The sequence below is a fragment of the Alistipes sp. AF48-12 genome, from assembly GCF_003477565.1.
Lineage (GTDB): Bacteria > Bacteroidota > Bacteroidia > Bacteroidales > Rikenellaceae > Alistipes_A > Alistipes_A hominis.
On sequence record NZ_QUDJ01000027.1, the window covers coordinates 1 to 18,325 of the forward strand.

At 55.1% G+C, this 18,325-nt stretch carries 16 protein-coding genes; 8 read left to right on the top strand and 8 right to left on the bottom strand.

All coding sequences use genetic code 11. The annotated features are described in order from the left end of the window. Positions 1–227 precede the first annotated feature (227 nt). From DW082_RS13090 to DW082_RS13110, 5 genes are all read right to left on the bottom strand, one after another. A complete protein-coding gene (locus tag DW082_RS13090; RefSeq protein ID WP_055205546.1) occupies positions 228–962 on the bottom strand; it encodes a hypothetical protein in 735 nt (244 codons plus the stop codon). A gap of 240 nt (positions 963–1,202) precedes the next feature. Further along, positions 1,203–2,780, bottom strand: coding sequence for a peptide chain release factor 3 (locus DW082_RS13095; protein ID WP_055205547.1), 1,578 nt, complete (start codon positions 2,778–2,780; stop codon positions 1,203–1,205). A gap of 28 nt (positions 2,781–2,808) precedes the next feature. Beyond that, the gene (locus DW082_RS13100; protein WP_118458963.1) at positions 2,809–3,597 is read right to left on the bottom strand and encodes a ThuA domain-containing protein; all 789 of its coding nucleotides are present in this window, start codon (positions 3,595–3,597) and stop codon (positions 2,809–2,811) included. Then, positions 3,597–5,174 (bottom strand): L-aspartate oxidase, encoded by a 1,578-nt coding sequence (gene nadB / locus DW082_RS13105; protein ID WP_182424175.1) that lies wholly within the window; start codon positions 5,172–5,174, stop codon positions 3,597–3,599. The genes DW082_RS13100 and nadB overlap by 1 nt, the downstream gene beginning before the upstream one ends. Next, entirely contained in the window at positions 5,171–5,848 is a 678-nt protein-coding gene (locus tag DW082_RS13110) for a glycoside hydrolase family 25 protein (RefSeq protein ID WP_101570963.1), read from the bottom strand. Before DW082_RS13110 ends, nadB begins: the two co-directional genes overlap by 4 nt. Positions 5,849–6,163: 315 nt before the next feature. On the opposite strand from DW082_RS13110, the gene DW082_RS13115 reads away from it, so the two are divergent. From DW082_RS13115 to DW082_RS13125, 3 genes are all read left to right on the top strand, one after another. Further along, positions 6,164–8,335: a TonB-dependent siderophore receptor gene (locus tag DW082_RS13115; RefSeq protein WP_228385766.1), complete on the top strand. Its 2,172-nt coding sequence runs from the start codon at positions 6,164–6,166 to the stop codon at positions 8,333–8,335. Between the two features lie 112 nt (positions 8,336–8,447). Next, positions 8,448–9,218, top strand: coding sequence for a potassium channel family protein (locus tag DW082_RS13120; RefSeq protein ID WP_081032636.1), 771 nt, complete (start codon positions 8,448–8,450; stop codon positions 9,216–9,218). Positions 9,219–9,341: 123 nt separating this feature from the next. Then, a complete protein-coding gene (locus DW082_RS13125) occupies positions 9,342–10,868 on the top strand; it encodes a hypothetical protein (protein WP_118458967.1) in 1,527 nt (508 codons plus the stop codon). A gap of 92 nt (positions 10,869–10,960) precedes the next feature. Here DW082_RS13125 and DW082_RS13130 read toward each other — a convergent pair whose 3' ends face one another. After that, the gene (locus DW082_RS13130; RefSeq protein ID WP_055205552.1) at positions 10,961–11,611 is read right to left on the bottom strand and encodes an HAD family phosphatase; all 651 of its coding nucleotides are present in this window, start codon (positions 11,609–11,611) and stop codon (positions 10,961–10,963) included. Between the two features lie 139 nt (positions 11,612–11,750). Between DW082_RS13130 and DW082_RS13135 the strand changes: the two genes are divergently transcribed. From DW082_RS13135 to DW082_RS13150, 4 genes are all read left to right on the top strand, one after another. Next, positions 11,751–12,395, top strand: a complete 645-nt coding sequence (locus DW082_RS13135) for a redox-sensing transcriptional repressor Rex (RefSeq protein ID WP_055205553.1) — start codon at positions 11,751–11,753, stop codon at positions 12,393–12,395. A 14-nt stretch (positions 12,396–12,409) separates the two neighbouring features. After that, a complete protein-coding gene (locus DW082_RS13140; protein ID WP_118458969.1) occupies positions 12,410–13,186 on the top strand; it encodes an FAD synthetase in 777 nt (258 codons plus the stop codon). Positions 13,187–13,344: 158 nt separating this feature from the next. After that, positions 13,345–14,817, top strand: a complete 1,473-nt coding sequence (guaB, locus tag DW082_RS13145; RefSeq protein ID WP_055205555.1) for an IMP dehydrogenase — start codon at positions 13,345–13,347, stop codon at positions 14,815–14,817. A 63-nt stretch (positions 14,818–14,880) separates the two neighbouring features. Then, positions 14,881–15,285 carry a thioesterase family protein gene (locus DW082_RS13150; RefSeq protein ID WP_101570958.1) on the top strand — a complete coding sequence of 135 codons (405 nt, stop codon included), beginning with the start codon at positions 14,881–14,883 and terminating at the stop codon, positions 15,283–15,285. Positions 15,286–15,395: 110 nt separating this feature from the next. Here the strand turns inward: DW082_RS13150 and DW082_RS13155 are convergent, their stop codons facing one another. Then, a complete protein-coding gene (locus DW082_RS13155; protein ID WP_259335631.1) occupies positions 15,396–15,827 on the bottom strand; it encodes a GNAT family N-acetyltransferase in 432 nt (143 codons plus the stop codon). Between the two features lie 103 nt (positions 15,828–15,930). On the opposite strand from DW082_RS13155, the gene DW082_RS13160 reads away from it, so the two are divergent. Further along, positions 15,931–17,709 carry an SMP-30/gluconolactonase/LRE family protein gene (locus DW082_RS13160; RefSeq protein WP_118458971.1) on the top strand — a complete coding sequence of 593 codons (1,779 nt, stop codon included), beginning with the start codon at positions 15,931–15,933 and terminating at the stop codon, positions 17,707–17,709. A 23-nt stretch (positions 17,710–17,732) separates the two neighbouring features. On the opposite strand, the gene DW082_RS13165 is transcribed toward DW082_RS13160, so the two are convergent. Then, positions 17,733–18,173, bottom strand: coding sequence for a hypothetical protein (locus tag DW082_RS13165; RefSeq protein WP_118458973.1), 441 nt, complete (start codon positions 18,171–18,173; stop codon positions 17,733–17,735). Between the last annotated feature and the right edge of the window lie 152 nt (positions 18,174–18,325).

The window sequence follows — 18,325 nt, forward strand, 5'->3', positions numbered from 1 at the left end:
AAATAAGATTTATAATCGCGATTGCAAATAATACCATTCTGACAATCCACAAAAATCGTTTTATTTTTAATGAGTCCATTACATATAAAACAAATCGATAAAAAAAACAATTAGAAATACCCCATCCCATGCTTTAGACAGAATACTTTCAATCAACAGTAACACTGCAATTATTGTTATCGCAAGAACTGTCAGTAAATCTTTGTATACCATGATTTTTTTTGATATCATAATACCCAATCATCTAAATCTACAATGTCGCCAGGATTTTGACCGCTTTCACCGATCTTAATGACTCCGGCGACTTCTGATATGACTATTCCATTGGGATTATTTTCTGCTGCCTTCGCATATTCCCTTGCTTGCCAGTTTAATAAACAGCTTGTGACTGCGGCCGGTATAAAGCCGAATCCTCCTAATAAAGCACTAAGATCACCTCCCGTATTTAATATATCAGCCGCTTCTTTTAAATCAGCATTGGAAAAATAAGTTTTACTTCCCCACCAGAAAGATTGAACTCCGGTAATTCCACCTTCGGGAATCTCGGTATCTGTTTTTGTTAATGCAAAAGGTATCTGTTTGTCAGGATTGATGATCTGAAGACTTTTTGAGCCTGTCTGAATAACGGCAAATCCGGCAGATTGTGCTTTACGAATATTTTCGTTGCTGGATTTCATGCAGTTGGAGAAAAAATTGAATATTTCTTCCGACATGCCCGCTTCTTTTCCCGATTGAATGTCCATCGAAAACTGTCCGTTCGAAAGGCGGATGTGCTTGTCGATTCTTTTTTGCGCTTTTTGTAATATAACGGATTCGGCGTTGTTAAGCTGTGAGAAATTCACGTTACCGCTGAATTGGAGAAATTCGTCGGGTTGATAACTTTCGCTGTCTTTGGAGCATGCCCAAAATGTAATGACTGTAAATACGGCGCAAATGAATCCTAGTAATTTGATCTTTTTCATAATAGATAATTAGGTTGAAGTTTTTAATACACATTAATTTATAGCGATAGATATTGAGTATGCAACAATCGGTTACATCTTGAATTATGTGCTTTCATTCATCTCAAAGAATAATGTATTTTTTATTTCATAAGCAATAATATATAATATTCAGGAACTAAAATTAAAATAAATAATCCGGATAACAAAATTTTTTATTGTGATTTTGTTATCCGGATTATTATAAACTATCGGCGTATCTTAAAATTCGGATGTGAAGTGGAACCGGATGTCCGGAAATTTCTCCTGGGCCAGCGACAGCGCGTACGAAGTGTCTGCAAGGAAGACTTCGCGGCCGTGCTTGTCGAGCGCCATGCTGTTGAACTTCCGTTTGCGGAAATCCTCCATTTGCGCCTCGTTATCCGACTCGACCCAGCAGGCTTTGTACACCTGCACCGGTTCGTAGCGGCACAGCGCGCCGTATTCGTGTTCGAGCCGGTACTGAATCACTTCGAACTGCAACGCCCCGACCGTGCCGATGATCTTGCGGCCGTTCATCTTGCTGGTGAACAGCTGGGCCACGCCTTCGTCCATCAGTTGGTCGATCCCTTTGGCCAGTTGCTTGAATTTCATCGGGTCGCCGTTTTCGATGTAACGGAACAACTCCGGCGAGAAGCTCGGGATGCCGACGAACTGCAACTGTTCGCCTTCGGTAAACGTGTCGCCTATTTTGAAGTTGCCGGTGTCGTGCAGGCCGACGATATCGCCCGGATAGGCTTCGTCGATCACCGATTTCTTTTCGGCCATAAATGCGGTCGGCGCGGCGAACTTGATGTTTTTGCCGGAGCGTACGTGCAGGTACGGTTTATTGCGTTCGAAAACTCCCGAACAAATCTTCAGGAAGGCGATCCTGTCGCGGTGGTTCGGGTCCATGTTCGCATGGATTTTAAAGACGAATCCGGTCAGTTTAGGTTCGTACGGGTCGATGTCGCGTTGCGCCGTATGCGATTTCCCCGGCGACGGGGCGATGTCGATAAAACAGTCGAGCAACTCGCGGACGCCGAAATTGTTCAGCGCGCTGCCGAAGAAAACCGGCGCGACCGTTCCGGCCCGGTAACTGTCCAGTTCGAACGGCGGATAGACCCCTTCGACCAGTTCCAGGTCGTCGCGCAGATGCTGCGTGAACGGTTCGATGTACCTGTCGATAGCCGGATCGTTCAGCTTGACGTCGAGCGTTTCCCCTTCGGCCGACTGCTTGTCGGCGCCGAAGAATAGCGACAGCCGGTCGCCGTACAGGTCGTACACGCCTTTGAACGTCGGCCCGGTGCTAATCGGCCATGCCAGCGGACGCACCTTGATTTTCAGCTCTTTTTCGATCTCGTCGAGCAGGTCGAACGGATCTTTGCACGGCCGGTCGAGTTTGTTGATGAAAACCATTACGGGCGTATTGCGCATCCGGCACACTTCCATCAGCTTGCGGGTCTGCGTTTCGACGCCTTTGGCTCCGTCGATCACGATGATCACACTGTCGACGGCCGTCAGCGTGCGGTAGGTGTCTTCGGCGAAATCTTCGTGCCCCGGCGTATCCAGAATGTTGATTTTTACATCCTTATATTCGAAGCCCATGACCGATGTGGCGACCGAGATTCCTCGCTGTCGTTCGATCTCCATGAAGTCGGACGTGGCTCCCTTTTTGATTTTGTTCGACTTGACGGCCCCGGCTACGTGGATGGCCCCGCCGAAGAGCAACAGTTTTTCGGTCAGCGTCGTTTTCCCTGCGTCCGGATGGCTGATGATGGCGAATGTCCGCCTGCGTCGTATTTCCTGTTCTAATTCCATCGTTTCGTTAAGCGTGTTCGTTACGGTGTTACGGTTGTTTTTCCGGAGCCGGCCCGGCGACGACCCAACGGAGTGCGCCGAGCACCTGCGCCCGGTATTGCGGGTCGTCGTAATTTTGGCTGTCGTGTCCCAGGGCGGTGTACCAACTGCGCCCGCCGTCGAACTGGTTGCACCATACGGCGGGAATGCTCGGCGTCAGCGCTTCCGGTTTGCGGCCGGCCCAGTCCACGCCGGCGGTTTCCCAAATAGCCAGGATCCGCGCTCTGGGGTTCAGCCGTTTGAATACGTACAGTTCGTCTTCGGTTTGTAGCGTATCGGGCAACTGTGCGGTCGAAGGATGGGATTGGTCGACCACTTTCAACGTCAGTCGTTGCAGCGGCGGATGAAAATCGAAGCGCCCGCCGATCATCTGCGTGAACCATTCCCAGCCGCGCCCGGTGCAGGCTGCCGCATGCAGGCCGACGAAGCCGCCGCCCCGACGGACGAACCGTTCGAACGCGCCGCGCTGCGCGGAGTCAAGCAGCGGTTCGACGTAACTCGCGTTCGCGTAGACGATCGCATCGTACTTCGCCAGCGAGTCGTCGCAGAATACGGCCGTGTCGGACGTCGTATCCGCCGCAAAGCCGTTTTCGGCGGCCATCTCCTGCAGCATCCGCGCCGACGCCGCGATATTTTCATGTACATAGCCGTCGCCATGTCCGGTGAATACGAGCACGCTTTTGCCGCGCAGGTCGGCCGTCCGGTCGTCCTGCCGTTCGTTCGCGCACGAGCCGAGCAGCGCCAGCGCGCACAGTAGAAAGGCGGTTATTCTGAACATTATTCCATGTTTACGGGTTTGGCCGGATAGTCGATCGAGTAGTGCAGCCCGACGCTCTCGTGCATCGCCTCGGCTTGCTTGATGATCAGATAGCCCACGGCGATCATGTTGCGCAGTTCGCACAGGTGCTGACTGAGGGTCGATTTCAGGTACAACTCCTCGGTCTCTTTGAAAATGATTTCGAGGCGGCGTTTGGCCCGTTCGAGCCGCAGGTTCGAGCGCACGATGCCGACATAATTACTCATGATCAACTGCATCTCCTTGTAATTCTGCGTAATCAGCGCCATCTCTTCCGGGATGGCCGTGCCTTCGTAGTCCCAGGCCGGAATATTGCGCTGCAACTCGATCGTATTCAGCAGCGAGATGGCGTGCTGCGCCGCTACGTCGGCATAGACGGCGGCTTCCATCAGCGAATTCGACGCCAGGCGGTTGCCGCCGTGCAGACCGGTCGAAGAGGTTTCGCCGAGCGCGTACAGGTGCCGGATCGACGACTCCCCGTTCAGGTTGACCTTCACGCCGCCGCAGCAGTAATGCGCCGCCGGCACGACCGGGATCATATCCTTGGTCAGGTCGATGCCGACCGACAGGCATTTCTGATAAATGTTCGGGAAGTGGTTGATGACCTCTTTCGGGTCTTTGTGCGTGATGTCGAGGTAAACGAATTCGTCGCCCGATATTTTCATTTCGTGGTCGATGCTGCGCGCCACAACGTCGCGCGGCGCGAGCGACCCCATCGGGTGGTATTTGTGCATGAACTCCTTGCCGTTTTGCAGCCTGAGCAGCGCGCCGAATCCGCGCATCGCCTCGCTGATCAGAAACGACGGCCGTTCGCCGGGGTTGTACAGCGAGGTCGGGTGGAACTGTAGGAACTGCATGTTTTCGACCGCTCCCTTCGCGCGGTGTACCATCGCGATGCCGTCGCCGGTCGCTACGGCCGGGTTGGTCGTCGTATGGTAAATATTGCCGACCCCGCCGGTGGCCATGACCGTTATTTTGGCCAGCACCGTATAGATTTCATGCTTTTTTAGATTCAGCACGTAAGCGCCGAAGCAGGTGATGTCCGGCGTGCTTTTTTTGACCAACTTGCCCAGGTGGTGCTGCGTCAGGATGTCGACCGCGAAATGATGCTCGTAGATTTCGATGTTGTGGTGGCGTTTGACGCGGCGCATCAGCGCGCGTTCGATCTCGTGGCCGGTGATGTCTTTGTGGTGCAGGATGCGGTGCTCGCTGTGCCCTCCTTCGCGGGCCAGTTCGTAGCGTCCCGAGCCGTCCTTGTCGAATTTCGCACCCCAGTGGATCAGTTGTTTGATGACCGTCGGCGCATGCGTCACGACCTGTTCGACCGCCGTCCGGTCGCAAATGCCCGCGCCGCACACCAGCGTGTCGTGGATGTGTTTCTCGAACGTGTCGGGATCGTACATTACCGATGCGATGCCGCCCTGCGCGTAATCCGTGTTGCATTCGCCGAGCTCGCCTTTGGTGACGATCATTACCTTTCCGTATTCGGCGGCTTTCAGCGCGAAGCTGAGTCCGGCGATACCGCTGCCGACGACCAGAAAATCCGTTTCTATATTCATTGCAAAATCAACTTTTGAAGTTCTTGTTCACTGCCTCGGAAGACGTTCCGGTCGACCTTGCGCCGTATGCCGGAAATCGTATGCGAATCGGTATGCTGCCAGATTTGCCAGTCCAGCTCGGGACACCCGCGGTAATCGGCGATCCAAAGCGGGTAGTTTTTTGCCTTGAAGTCTCCGTGCAGGTATGTTTCGTAAAAATTCGTCGAGCAGTATATGATCGGATTGGTTCCGTAGTAGCGTTTGATTTCGTTGCAAAAGGCTTTCGCCTCTCGGACCATTTTTTTCGGATCGGTCATGAAACGGTGCGGTTCGATGTCGAGCACCGGAAGGAAGTTTCCCTTTTGTAGTTTGGCCGTTTTAATAAAATTCCGCGCCTGCTCCTTGCCGGAGGTGCGGTGTCCGAAAAAATGATAGGCTCCCCACGGGATACCTGCCTTTTCGAGTTCTTTGCGGTGCTGTTCGTAGGTCGGATCGACGATCAGCGTTCCTTCGGTGGCCTTGATCAGTACGAAATAAGGTTTTTCGCTTTCGATGACTTTTTCCCAGTTGACATTTTGCTGGTGCCGCGAGACGTCCAGTCCCCAGATTTCGAAATCGCTCGCGGTCTTTTCGCGGCAGGCCGGCGCGAGAAACAGCATACCCAGCAGGAAAATGTAATATCGAACGTTCGGCATAAAAGAATTTTCGGCGTTAAGCGCCTTGTTAAATATTGGCCGGATAGGGGCTCTGCGTATTCCGACGTTTGTTTCGACCTTGTCCGGGTGCGCAAAGTTACAAAACGGTTTTGTTTTTCTTTCATCGGGCATACCATTTTTCTATAAAAAAGTTTTAGCTTTGCAAAGATTGAGAGCTTGGTAACCTAAATTTTGAGAGAGCAGATGAAGAGACGGATTTTATGCCTTGTCCTGTCTGTCGTAGCGGTATCCCGCGGATTTGCGGCGGAAACCGGAAAAGTTTCCGCATTGCCCCCCGACAGTTTATCCTACAATATGAATGAAGTGGTGGTGACGGCTACGCGCACGCCGCTGATGCTGAAAGACACCCCGATTATCACCCGGGTGATTACGGCCAAAGACATCCAGCGGCGCGGCGTGGCGACTTTGCAGCAGGCGCTCGAAGGGGAGCTTGCCGGCGTCGAGTTCCACCAGGCCGGTTACGGTTCGTCGCTGTCGTTCCAGGGGTTGGACGCGCGCTATGTGCTGTTCCTGGTCGATGGGGAGCGTATCGCCGGCGAAACTTACGGCAACATCGACTATGCGCGGATTCCGATGGACAACATCGCCCGGATCGAGATCGTCCGCGGCGCTTCTTCGGTGCTGTACGGTTCGAACGCGATGGGCGCCGTCGTAAACCTGATTACCCGGATGCCGGTACAAAAATACGAAATCAACGCCTCGCTGCGTTACGGCACGCCGTTCCAGCGAAACGGAGGCGACAGCCTGGCCGGCAGCGCTACGCCGCGCGACAGCCGATTTTACCGCGACAAGCTCGATCTGCCGAACCTGAAGGGCGATTTCTCGATCGGTTTCAACCTCGGGAAGTTCAAGTCGCTGACCGCTTTTTCGTACCGGTCGACCGATGCCTACCGGTTGGTGGGAACCAAAAACGAAGTGCGCCATTACGATTCGCTAAACATGATGACGCCGAAGATGATTCCGGTGCTCGGGCCGGAAGGCAACGTCGTCGGTATGCGTCCGCAGATGGATCCGGCGACCGGCATGCCGGTATTCGTCGTCGGACGGACGGTGCGCGATACGACGGTCAGCGTTGCGCCCGATAAGCGGGGACTGAGCGTCAGCGGGTGGCGCGACATCAATGTCAGCCAGCGTTTCGATTACGAACTGTCCGATAAGTTCAGGTTTCAGGTGACCGGAAGTTATTTCAGCAAGAACCGCTACGATTTCAACGGCAGCATCCTCGACGAGAACCCGATGTCGAACAATTCGAAACCGTGGACCTACGAGTCGTACAGCGGCTACAACGTGAAGGCTCAGATGGAGCACTCGCCGAACAGGAACAATAAGATTTACCTGTCGTTCATGCACGACGGCTATTACCGCAACCTGGACAGCCTTTCGTCGGCGACGGTTCCCAAGCAACGGCATTCGTACAACATCCCGCGTCTGCTGTGGACGTTTCAGGCCGGCGAGTACAACCGGCTGACGACCGGCGTCGAAATGGTCAATGAGCGGCTGCGTTTCGACTTGAATCGCGATTCGCTCGGTTTCGACGCGCCGGAAAGCATGACCTCCGGATCGCTGTACGTCCAGGACGAAATTCTCAACGGGCATGCGCTCAGTTTCGTAGCCGGCGTGCGGGGCAACTACAACAACCGTTTCGGATGGAGCGTCACGCCGAAGCTGTCGGCCAAATATACGGTCGGTCACTGTTCGCTCAGGGCGAATTACGCCAGCGGCTACCGGACTCCGTCGCTGAAGGAGATGTATATGGAATTTACGGTGCCGATCCCGGGGCAAACCACCGTGATCCGCGGAAACGACCGCCTGCGCCCCGAAACGAACCACTACGTCTCGCTGGCCGCCGAATACAACCGCGAGGGCGTCAATTTTTCGGCTACCGCTTATAAAAGCTTTTTCCGCAATAAGATCGACGTGCGCGGACATGCCGAAGGAGTGGAGACGATCTTACAGTACGAGAATATCAACCGCAGCCAGTTCGCCGGCGTGGAAGTGATGGCTAACGTGCGGTTGGCGCGCGGGTTGTTCGTCCGGGCCAATTATAACTATATCTACCAGACGGACGACGCTCCGGAGAGCTCCACCCAGTATATCTTCCCGAGTCCGCATACCGCGACGTTCCAGGCTGATTACGGCTTTATGATCCGCAAATGCTACATCGGACTGAATGCCGCCGTGCGTTACGTGGGAGCCAAGGATTACGAAGACTTTATGCCGGTGCTGGACATGACCGGCTCTTCGATGGCGAGTATGAAATATTGGACGGGAACCTATACGGCGCATCACGACGGATATGCGGTCTGCGACGCCGTCGTCAATGCTACGTTCCCGCAGCGGGTTACGCTGTCGGTCGGCGTGAACAATATGTTCAACCGCCAGCCGTCGATCGTCAATTTCAATTCCGATATCACGTCGCCCCGGAACATGTTCGTGCGGATCAGTTACGCGTTCGGACACGATTGATCGTGCCGCGCCCCTGCGGAGTGTCCGGCGAAAACCGCGCGATCTTCGGGGGCGGGGCAGTAAGGCATTTTTTTTGCGTGGGATTGAGTATTCAACCAATTACGCAATCGTTATGAATAATTCTGTTTCCGTTCCGTCCCGGACGGCGGGGGGCGATCCGGCCGCCTTTTCGAAACCTCCGGTCCGCGCCCGCATCGAGAAGGCGATCCGCAATCTGCTGAATGTGCTGGTGTTGTTGGGCAGCGTGCTGGTGATCGCTGCGCTGTCTTTCGAAGTTTTCCACGATTCGCAGCAGCTTTACTATAAGTCGTACATGAAAATACAGCTTTGGGTCTGTATCGTTTTTTTGATCGACTTTTTTTACCGGCTGTACCTGAGTCCGAAAAAGATGAGGTTCGTCTGGCGAAATTTCCTCTTCTTCCTGGTCGCGATTCCCTACCTGCATCTGGTTCCCTATTTCCAGATGAACCCGGCTTCGGAGATTTCCTACATTTTCCGGTTGATGCCCTTGGTGCGCGGCGGATACGGGTTGGCTATTACGGTGGGGTGGATCACGCGCAGCAAACTGACCAGCCTGCTGGTTTCCTACATTCTGATTATCCTGTCGCTGACCTATTTCGCCAGTCTCGTATTTTTCATGCTGGAGCATCCGGTCAATCCTGCCGTCACTTCTTACGGCGAGGCTCTGTGGTGGGCTTTTATGAACGTCACCACCGTCGGGTCGAATATCTTCGCGAGGACGGGTACCGGCGAGGTGCTTTCCGTCGTGCTGGCCGCGTCGGGCATGATGCTGTTCCCGATTTTTACGGTATACATTACGAGCCGTTTTCAGTCGCATAAGCAGCAAGGCGGGCAATCCGGTGCGGATGAAGCCGGTTCCTGAGGTTTCCGGCCGAACGACGTTTCGGCCGGGTCATAATTTACGTTTTCCGATGTCGGATTTCGGGTCATATGCAGTATCTTTGCCGATATAATCGTTGTTTCATGTTCAAATTAAAAAAAACAGATGAAAAGGATATTGTATTGTGCGATGGCGGCCGCTCTGTTCGTGGGAACGGTCGGCTGTGCGGACGAAAAGGAAGGGACGGACGATCCGACGGTGGACAATGCGGTGGACCCGGATTTGTACGACGTCGATCCGCAGCCGGAAACGGATCAGGAAGAGGTCAAAATGAATACGACGCTCTATTTCTTTTCCGATGCGGATGCGGCGACGGATAGTTGTTCGCTGAAAGACAATTTCGTATCGCGTTTCGCTTCCGCTCAGAAATGGGACGGCGTTTCGATTCCGTCGCAGGGAGACTGCCTGCTTTTCAACGTGGATGAAGCGTCTTCCATCGTAGGGAACGCGGCGGGACTGGACGCCCTGAAAAAGATGCACGAAGCGGGGGTGCTGTTGGTTATGGAAGGAGGTTCCGAAAAGGATTTCGAACGGGTTTGCCGCATGGTGGAGAATTATAATCCGTATGCGGTCGGAGATGCGGAAGAGGAGCCTAACGGCGGGGAACTGCCCCTGTGGATATGGACCGGTCCGCTACCCGGAGCGGCGAGCCTTGCGATGCTGCTCGAACCGACCGATACGGACGGCGATTTTACCGACGATTTCAGTCAGGGGGAGTTGTGCGATATGGCGCTGACCGAAATTAAAGATGCGCTGGCTGCTGTAAACGGAACAGCCGGAATGTCGGTCGCAAACGGGACCAAAAGCGGGGACGAGCAGAAAGAACTGACCCAACTGATGAATGCGACCAAATTCTATATTTACAAATCCCAGAAGATCGAGTCGAGCGACTACCGGAGTTCGAAAAAAGGATCGCATACGAATAACTACCAGGTGGAGTTCGACGTGTGGTATGCATTCAGCGAAGACGAACAGCGTAATTACTATTATATCCACGAGGAGATTTCCTGCCCGTTTAAAAATACGTACGTGGGAGTTTATAGTAAAAGCGTCAGCGGAATCGCCAAGGTATGCGAATGGTTCGGCCGGCAGGTGGACGTTACGTTCGAGCCGGTGAGCAATGCGAACGATGTGAAGATTCACCGCAGTTCGCCCACTTCCACGCAGTCGAGCCAGTCCTATACGTCCGGATTCTCCTGGAACCTGGGCGGGAACGTCTCCTATAAATTCGGAGGTGAGAGTGCCAGGGCTACGGTCGGGCTGAGCGGAGGAATTTCCGTGTCCAACAGCCATACCTACACGGTAAACGACGTAACGATTGCCGATAACGGGGATAACGGTTCGGAATGCAAGGCTTCGTGGTCTTTTATCCTGAGCGGCGTGCGCACGACTTACGCCCCGTTCTCTACGGCCTGTGTCAATATGTACGAAGGCAGCCTGACGGGGAGGACCAAACTTCAGGCCGGTACGGACTTTATTATTTCGACGCCGGTGAAAAGCCGGACTCCGCAGTTCAAAGGCACCCTGTCCGTGCAGCTTAAATCGAGTTGCGGAAAGATGGGGACAACCTGCTGGGAACGGACGAGGAATGCCGATCATTCGGAAACTTTTACTTTGCCTGCCGTGAAATAAGATTCTGTTCCGCAGATCCGAAAAAATGCGGGGAAGGTTATACGTTGCGTATAACCTTCCCCGCATTTCGATTCCGGAGCGGGGGCGCGCCGCTATTTTTTCAAATTCCGGATGTCTTCCGGTGTGATCTGCGTAAAGTCGTCGATCAGGATGTCGTAATCGGACAGGTCTTCGCGGCGGAAGGTCGAAGCGATGGCGACGACCGATTCTCCGGCGCTGCGGGCGGCCCGGATGCCTACCGGGGCGTCTTCGACCACGATGCATTCGCCGGGAGCGAGTTCCAGTTTTTTAGCTGCCAGCAGGTAGACCTCCGGATCGGGCTTGCCGCGGGTGATCATGTCGCCGTTGGCAATGGCATCGAAGTATCCGGCGATTCCGCAACGGTCGAGCACGAAGTTGACGTTCGGCGTGTTGCCCGACGATCCTACGGCGGTTTTATACCCTTCTTTTTTCAGCGCTTTCAGGAAATCGACCAGTCCTTTGGCCGGAGCGATCGTGCGCTCGAAGATTTCGCGGTAGATGTTTTCCTTTTCGACGGCGATCTTTTTCCAGTCCGTCGTCTTGATTACCTCGGGCATCAGCCGTTCGAGGATCAGGTCGTTGGTCATGCCGAACGTAGGCATGAATTTTTCGCGGTCGAACGGAACCCCGTATTTCCTGCAAATGATTTCGAATGCCTCGATGTGTGCGTCGCGGTTGTCCACCAGAACGCCGTCCATGTCGAAAATTACTCCCTTGATCATAGCCTTCTTTGCTTATTGAATTTGCGGCAAAGATAATGTTTTTCCGGGTTTTGCCGGTTTCCCAGGACGGATTCCGGACTCCGGTTTGGGCATTGGCGGCGAAAAATGCTATCTTTGCGTATTCTTTATCCGCTGCCGCATGAGTGAAATTCCCGAAAAAACCATCGAGCGTCTGAGCGAATACCGCCGCACGCTGCTTGCTTGCCATAATCAGGGCATCACGCATATCTTTTCGCACGTACTTGCCGGTATTCATGGCATTACGGCCGTTCAGGTGCGGCGCGACCTGATGCTGATCGGCTTTTCGAGCGATACGAAAAAGGGTTACGACGTCGAGGTGCTGATCGATTTTATCAGCGGGATACTCGACAGTCCGAACGTTGTCAATATCGGGGTGCTCGGGATGGGGAATCTCGGACAGGCACTGACGAAATATTTCAACGGCCGCCGGTCGAAACTGCGGATCGTAGCGTCGTTCGACGTCGACGGGGATAAAGTGGGGCACGAGATCGACGGCATCCCGTGTTACGGCATGGAGAGTTTCGAAGAGCAGGTGCAGAAGTCCGACATCAAGATCGTGATCCTGTCGTCGCCGACGTCGATCGCGTCGGAACTGGTCGTGCCGATCATCAATGCCGGGATCAAGGGAGTGCTGAATTTCACTTCGATGCCGCTCAATTTCCCGCGCGGGATTTTTGTCGAAAATTACGATATCACGACCGTACTCGAAAAGGTCGCCTATTTTGTCAAGGAGGCCGAGGAAAGTACGGACGCTCAAAACTGAAAACGATCATCCGGATGCGTGTTTTTTACGGTTTCGAAAGGACGGACGCGATCCGTCGGCCGGTGGTGACGATCGGTTCTTACGACGGCGTGCACCGCGGTCACCGGACGATCCTCGCGCGGATCAATGCGCTGGCGGCCGAACGGGGCGGCGAAAGCGTGGTCGTTACGTTCCATCCGCATCCGCGTACGATCGTGGGCGGCGAACCGGTGATGTTGCTCAGTACGCTACCCGAAAAACTGAGTCTGCTGGAGTCTGTGGGAGTCGGCGCTACGGTCGTCGTGCCTTTCGACAAAGCGTTCAGCCGGCGCAGTCCGCGTGATTTCGTCTGCAACGACCTGGTCGGAAAACTGCATATGGATGCGTTGCTGGTCGGCTATAATCACCATCTGGGGCATAATAAGGAGGGCGACTACGATTCGCTTTCCGCATTGAGCGCCGAATGCGGTTTCGCGCTGGAACGGATGCCGTGTCAGCAGGTCGGCGAGAGTAAAGTCAGTTCGACGGCGATCCGCCGGATGATTCTTTCGGGCGATGTTTACCGTGCGGCGGATTATCTGGACGCTCCTTATTTTATCTGCGCCCGGCTTGAAGGGGACGGGGCGCTGTCCGGCGTGGAACCGGTCAAGCTGCTGCCTCCTGCGGGCGAGTATCCGGTGTTTTGCCGGCCGAAAGAGTTTTCGGAGGCCGGTTTTGCGGCCCGCCTGGCCGTTTCGGCCGACCGTCGGTTGCGTCTCGACCGGACTGACGGGGTGCCGGCTTCGACTGCCGTAGCCATCGAATTCCGGTAAAAAGTTGGGTCGCGTAGTGTGGATTTTAGCGGATATTTATTAATTTTGCACAAATTTACTTGGATGTATCGAAATTACCGGTCGGCGATAAGCCCGCCGGACGTTGCGTTATATACCGAATAAGCGAGCCGAAATTATTTATTTAAACAGATCATACCATGCCGTTCCTAACAGACAGAGTACAGACAGAAGGATTGACTTTCGACGATGTGTTGCTCATCCCGGGCTATTCGGAAGTTCTTCCCCGTGAAGTCAGCATTGCTTCGCGTTTTTCGCGCAACGTTCAGATCAATACGCCGATCATTTCGGCGGCTATGGACACGGTGACCGAGGCCGATATGGCGATCGCGATCGCCCGGGCAGGCGGTATCGGCGTGATCCACAAGAATATGACTATTGCCGAACAGGCAGCCCAGGTGCGCAAGGTGAAGCGCGCCGAAAACGGCATGATCTACGATCCGATCACCATCGGCAAGGATAATACCGTGGGGGATGCGCTGGTGCTGATGAAGGAGAACCGGATCGGGGGTATCCCGGTCGTGATGCCGGACAACACCCTGATCGGGATCGTTACCAACCGCGACCTGCGCTTCCAGCGCGACATGTCGCGCCGGATCGAGGAGGTGATGACCAAGGACAATCTGATCACCACGCACAATCCCGATCTACAGACCGCTTCGGACATCCTGTTGCAAAACAAAATCGAGAAATTGCCGGTCGTGGACGACAACAACCGCCTGATCGGGTTGCTGACCTACAAGGATATTACGAAGGTGCAGGCCAACCCGAATGCGGCCAAGGACGATAAAGGGCGTTTGCGCGTAGCCGCCGGCGTCGGGGTTACCTACAACACGATGGAGCGTGTGGCCGCGCTGTACGAGGCGCAGGTGGACGCCATCGTAATCGATACGGCGCACGGACATTCGATCCATGTGATCGAAATGTTGAAAAGGGTGAAAAAGGAGTATCCCGACCTGGATGTCGTGGTGGGAAATATCGCTACGGGCGAGGCTGCGAAGATGCTGGTTGCCGCCGGAGCCTCCGGCGTGAAGGTCGGAATCGGCCCGGGGTCGATCTGTACCACGCGCGTGATTGCCGGGGTGGGGGTTCCGCAGCTTTCGGCGATTTACGACGTCGCCAAGGCCGTTGCCGGTACGGGCGTTCCGGTGATCGCCGACGGCGGGCTGCGCTATTCGGGCGATATCGTCAAGGCGTTGGCCGCCGGGGCCGATGCGGTGATGGCCGGATCGTTGCTGGCGGGCGTCGAGGAGTCGCCCGGCGAGACGATCATCTACAACGGACGTAAATTCAAGGCTTATCGCGGCATGGGTTCGCTCGAGGCGATGCAGCAGGGATCGAAAGACCGTTATTTCCAGGACATGGAGGACGATATCAAAAAGTTGGTTCCGGAAGGGATCGCCGCCCGCGTACCGTATAAGGGGACTTTGGCCGAAGTGGTCTACCAGATGATCGGCGGTCTGCGCGCCGGCATGGGGTATTGCGGCGCAAAAGACATCGCGACGCTGAAAACGGCTCGCTTCATCCGGATCACCAACTCGGGAATGCTCGAAAGCCATCCGCACGACGTGAGCATCACCCGCGAGGCTCCGAATTACAGCCGGGGCGAATAACGATTGTGAAACAGGAAGCGCCTCGTTGCAGAGGCGCTTTTTATTTTTATAACCGATGCGATTATGATTACGAGGGACATTCAGATACGGGTGCGTTATTACGAGACCGATTGCATGGGAATCGTACACCATTCGAATTATATCCGTTATTACGAAGTGGCGCGAACCGAAATGCTGCGCGAGTTCGGGACGACTTACCGGCAGATGGAACGGGACGGGGTGATGCTGCCGGTGCTCGACGTGCACAGCAGCTACGGGGCTCCCGCCTACGACGATGATCTGCTGACCGTGCGGGTCACGCTGGCCGAACTGCCTAAGGTGCGGATGCGTTTCGATTTCGAGATTTACCGGGAAAACGGCGAGCGGATCAATACCGGTTCGGTGACGCTCGCCTTTATGAACAGCGCCACGCGCCGCGCCTGCCGTGCCCCGCAGCGGTTTTTGAAACTGCTGGAGCCTTATTTTTGATTTCGCAAGCTTGCGCCGGCTTGTACAACGGGGCGGTTCCGGTTTCCGATTAGTCCTGCCTGCCGGCGGTTAAGGGATTCGTTCTTCTCCGAGTTCCATTTTCAGCCGAATCATGTGCCGGCACTCGATGCCGTTTCGATGATTTTTTCACGGTAGTGTCTGCTGAAAAAATCTTTGTCGATCGAATCGATCGAGAATCCGCAGCGTTGGTAGAGGGCCAGTTGCGCGATTCCGGAGTTGCCCGTTCCCACTTCCAGGACGGTACATCCTGCGTTGCGGGCCGTCTCTACGGCATGCCGGATCAGGCGCTTCCCGACCCCGCGGCCCTGGCAGGACTCCTCGACGGCGAGGTTGACCAGTTCCATCGTAAAAGGGCGCGTGCGTAGCAGTACCGATATGCCTACGATTTTTCCCGATTCCCAGGCGCCGAAGCAGACGCCCCGGGCGGTATAGTCCGCCACCGCTTCCCGCGACGGATCGGCCGTGTACAACAGTTTCCAGGGAAAGGGTTCTCTCGGATTGAGTTGTCGTATTTCGATCATAACCTGTGTTTTTCTTTGCAATAAAGATAAGTATTCGGTTTTGATTTTCGCTTTTATTTCGGTAATATTGTAAGCTCCGTTTACGGATCTAACTTAATCTGATATGATGAAACGATTCATTTTGGCCGCGTTGTCGCTGGTCGTGGCGCATGGTTTTTCTTTGGCGCAGGATCAGTCTAACCTGAGCTATCCGTCCGATCCCGACACGCAGGTACAACCCGGCGTTCCGCAGGGCGAAGTATTGCATTTCACGCTCGACGATTCGAAGATTTATCCCGGCACCCAACGCGAATATTGGGTCTATGTGCCGGCTCAGTACGATCCGGCTCAACCCGCCTGCTTGTTTTTCGATCTGGACGGCGTGCAGTTCAATGCGCCGGTCGTATTCGATAACCTGATTCACAAAAAAGAGATTCCGGTGACGATCGGCGTTTTCGTCGGTTCCGGGACTGTAATCGATAGCGCCGGTTTTCCCGTGCGTTATAACCGCAGCTTCGAGTTCGACGCCGTCAACGACGATTTCGTCCGGTTCATCGAAACCGAACTGCTGCCCGACGTCGAACTTAAAAAGGCTTCGGACGGTCGGCCGATCCGGATCTCCAGAAACGGAAAAGACCGCGCCATCGCCGGATGCAGCAGCGGAGGGATCGGGGCCTTCACGGCGGCGTGGGAACGTCCCGACCTATTCAGCCGCGTATACAGTTGCATCGGTACGTTCGTCGGGATGCGCGGCGGGGATCGCTATCCGGTGCTGATCCGCAAAACGGAGCCCAAGCCGATCCGCGTTTTCCTGCAGGACGGGTCGAAAGATACGTGGAACCCGCTGTTCGGCAGTTGGTTCAAAGGGAACCTCGATATGGAGGCGGCGCTCAGCTTTGCCGGTTACGAAGTGGGGCATGCGTGGGGCGAAGGCGGTCACGACGGCGTACAGGGCACGGCGATTTTCCCGGACGTGATCCGCTGGCTGTGGCGCGGCTGGCCGAATCCGGTCGGCGGGGGGCAGTCCGGCAACGATATGCAGCGCAGCATACTGATCCCTGGGGAAACGTGGGTTTCGATCGATTCGTCGTATCGTTCGGTGAAAGCCGTGGCTGCCGACCGGCAGGGCGATGTTTATTTCAGCGATTCGCTTTCCCGGAGCGTTTGCCGTTTGGATTCGGCGGGGACGGTTGTGCCTTTTGTTGCGGACGCCGCTCCCTACGACGGTTTGGCGGTAGCGAAGGACGGACGATTATTGGCTTTCGGCAGCGGTAAAACCGGGATTACGGCTTACGGCCCGGAGGGAAAGCCGTCGCAAATGTTGAAGAAAATCCGCCCGTCCGGTCTGTTTGCCGTCGCTGACGGAAATTTGTATGTTGCTGAAGCGGGCGCGGGGAGAGAGCCGGGCGGAACGATCGGTCTGTTGCGCGCCGACGGCGATTGGGGAAAGGTCGCCGACGGTTTGAATGCCCCGTCCGCCCTGGCGATGTCTCCCGACCGGAAGTTGCTTTTTGCCTGCGACCGGCAGTCTCACTGGATATACGGCTATCTGGTCGGCCCGGACGGGTCGCTGCGTTACGGTCAGCGTTTTTACTGGCTGCACGTGTCCGAAAGCAACGACGGGACGCCCAACAGCAGCGGAGCCTCGGCGATGGCGGTCGACCGGGACGGGAACCTCTATGTGGCTACCCGGATGGGGGTACAGGTGGCCGACCGTAACGGGCGGGTGCGTGCGATCCTGACGCTGCCCGAGGGCGGAGTCACGTCCCTTTGTTTCGGCGGAGCCGGTTTCGATACCTTGTATATCGTTTGCGACGGCCGGCTTTATAAACGGAAGATGAAATTGCCGGGCGTACCGCCGTTGGCGGAACCTTTCGAGCTGTCCCCCGGCGGCGCGGGTTAAGTAGCTGCTACGATCCCGGGACGTCACACGGTTCCGGGATTGCCGCAACAGGCGTACAGCAATTTTCGGACATCGTTCAACTGCCCGTCGTATTCGCACTGGAGTTCCAGAGTCCGGTTTCGGAGCGTGGCCAGTTTTACGGAAAGCCCGATCCAGGATGTGATCGCGCGTATCAGTTGGTGACGGTCGGGAGCGGAAAAGCTTTCCTGAATCATGAACTGGATGCAATGACGGTTCCCGATGTTTTTAGGCCCGGACGCAGTATGTTCGTTCAGGTGCGCCATGAGTTTCACCGTGCCGTGAAGCAACGAGTGCAATTCCCACAGCCATTCGGTTTCCGATTGGGGATTGTCGGGAGGCGTGCAGAAGCGGTGCGCGAGATCGAGATAGTGTTTTTTCAGGGTATTTAGGCCGGGTTCCCCGTTTTCCTGTTCAGCCGGATTTTTGCTTTTCGTTGAGTCCATGACGATCAAGCGTTTAGTGACAGGCGGGAATATAAAAAAAGACGGTCCCACCTTTCCCGTTGAACTCCACCTGAAGGCAGTGGGTGCATTAACACTCCACACGGGGGTACGGGACCGCCGTATGAAGCATACGGGCGCAGAAAGCGCCCTGT

What these genes read in the sequence shown, in the direction of transcription:
- DW082_RS13090 (WP_055205546.1), bottom strand. Translation starts at nt 962, where the DNA reads ATGAAAAAGATCAAATTACTAGGATTCATTTGCGCCGTATTTACAGTC.
- DW082_RS13095 (WP_055205547.1), bottom strand. Translation starts at nt 2,780, where the DNA reads ATGGAATTAGAACAGGAAATACGACGCAGGCGGACATTCGCCATCATC.
- DW082_RS13100 (WP_118458963.1), bottom strand. Translation starts at nt 3,597, where the DNA reads ATGTTCAGAATAACCGCCTTTCTACTGTGCGCGCTGGCGCTGCTCGGC.
- nadB (WP_182424175.1), bottom strand. Translation starts at nt 5,174, where the DNA reads ATGAATATAGAAACGGATTTTCTGGTCGTCGGCAGCGGTATCGCCGGA.
- DW082_RS13110 (WP_101570963.1), bottom strand. Translation starts at nt 5,848, where the DNA reads ATGCCGAACGTTCGATATTACATTTTCCTGCTGGGTATGCTGTTTCTC.
- DW082_RS13115 (WP_228385766.1), top strand. Translation starts at nt 6,164, where the DNA reads ATGAATGAAGTGGTGGTGACGGCTACGCGCACGCCGCTGATGCTGAAA.
- DW082_RS13120 (WP_081032636.1), top strand. Translation starts at nt 8,448, where the DNA reads ATGAATAATTCTGTTTCCGTTCCGTCCCGGACGGCGGGGGGCGATCCG.
- DW082_RS13125 (WP_118458967.1), top strand. Translation starts at nt 9,342, where the DNA reads ATGAAAAGGATATTGTATTGTGCGATGGCGGCCGCTCTGTTCGTGGGA.
- DW082_RS13130 (WP_055205552.1), bottom strand. Translation starts at nt 11,611, where the DNA reads ATGATCAAGGGAGTAATTTTCGACATGGACGGCGTTCTGGTGGACAAC.
- DW082_RS13135 (WP_055205553.1), top strand. Translation starts at nt 11,751, where the DNA reads ATGAGTGAAATTCCCGAAAAAACCATCGAGCGTCTGAGCGAATACCGC.
- DW082_RS13140 (WP_118458969.1), top strand. Translation starts at nt 12,410, where the DNA reads ATGCGTGTTTTTTACGGTTTCGAAAGGACGGACGCGATCCGTCGGCCG.
- guaB (WP_055205555.1), top strand. Translation starts at nt 13,345, where the DNA reads ATGCCGTTCCTAACAGACAGAGTACAGACAGAAGGATTGACTTTCGAC.
- DW082_RS13150 (WP_101570958.1), top strand. Translation starts at nt 14,881, where the DNA reads ATGATTACGAGGGACATTCAGATACGGGTGCGTTATTACGAGACCGAT.
- DW082_RS13155 (WP_259335631.1), bottom strand. Translation starts at nt 15,827, where the DNA reads ATGATCGAAATACGACAACTCAATCCGAGAGAACCCTTTCCCTGGAAA.
- DW082_RS13160 (WP_118458971.1), top strand. Translation starts at nt 15,931, where the DNA reads ATGATGAAACGATTCATTTTGGCCGCGTTGTCGCTGGTCGTGGCGCAT.
- DW082_RS13165 (WP_118458973.1), bottom strand. Translation starts at nt 18,173, where the DNA reads ATGGACTCAACGAAAAGCAAAAATCCGGCTGAACAGGAAAACGGGGAA.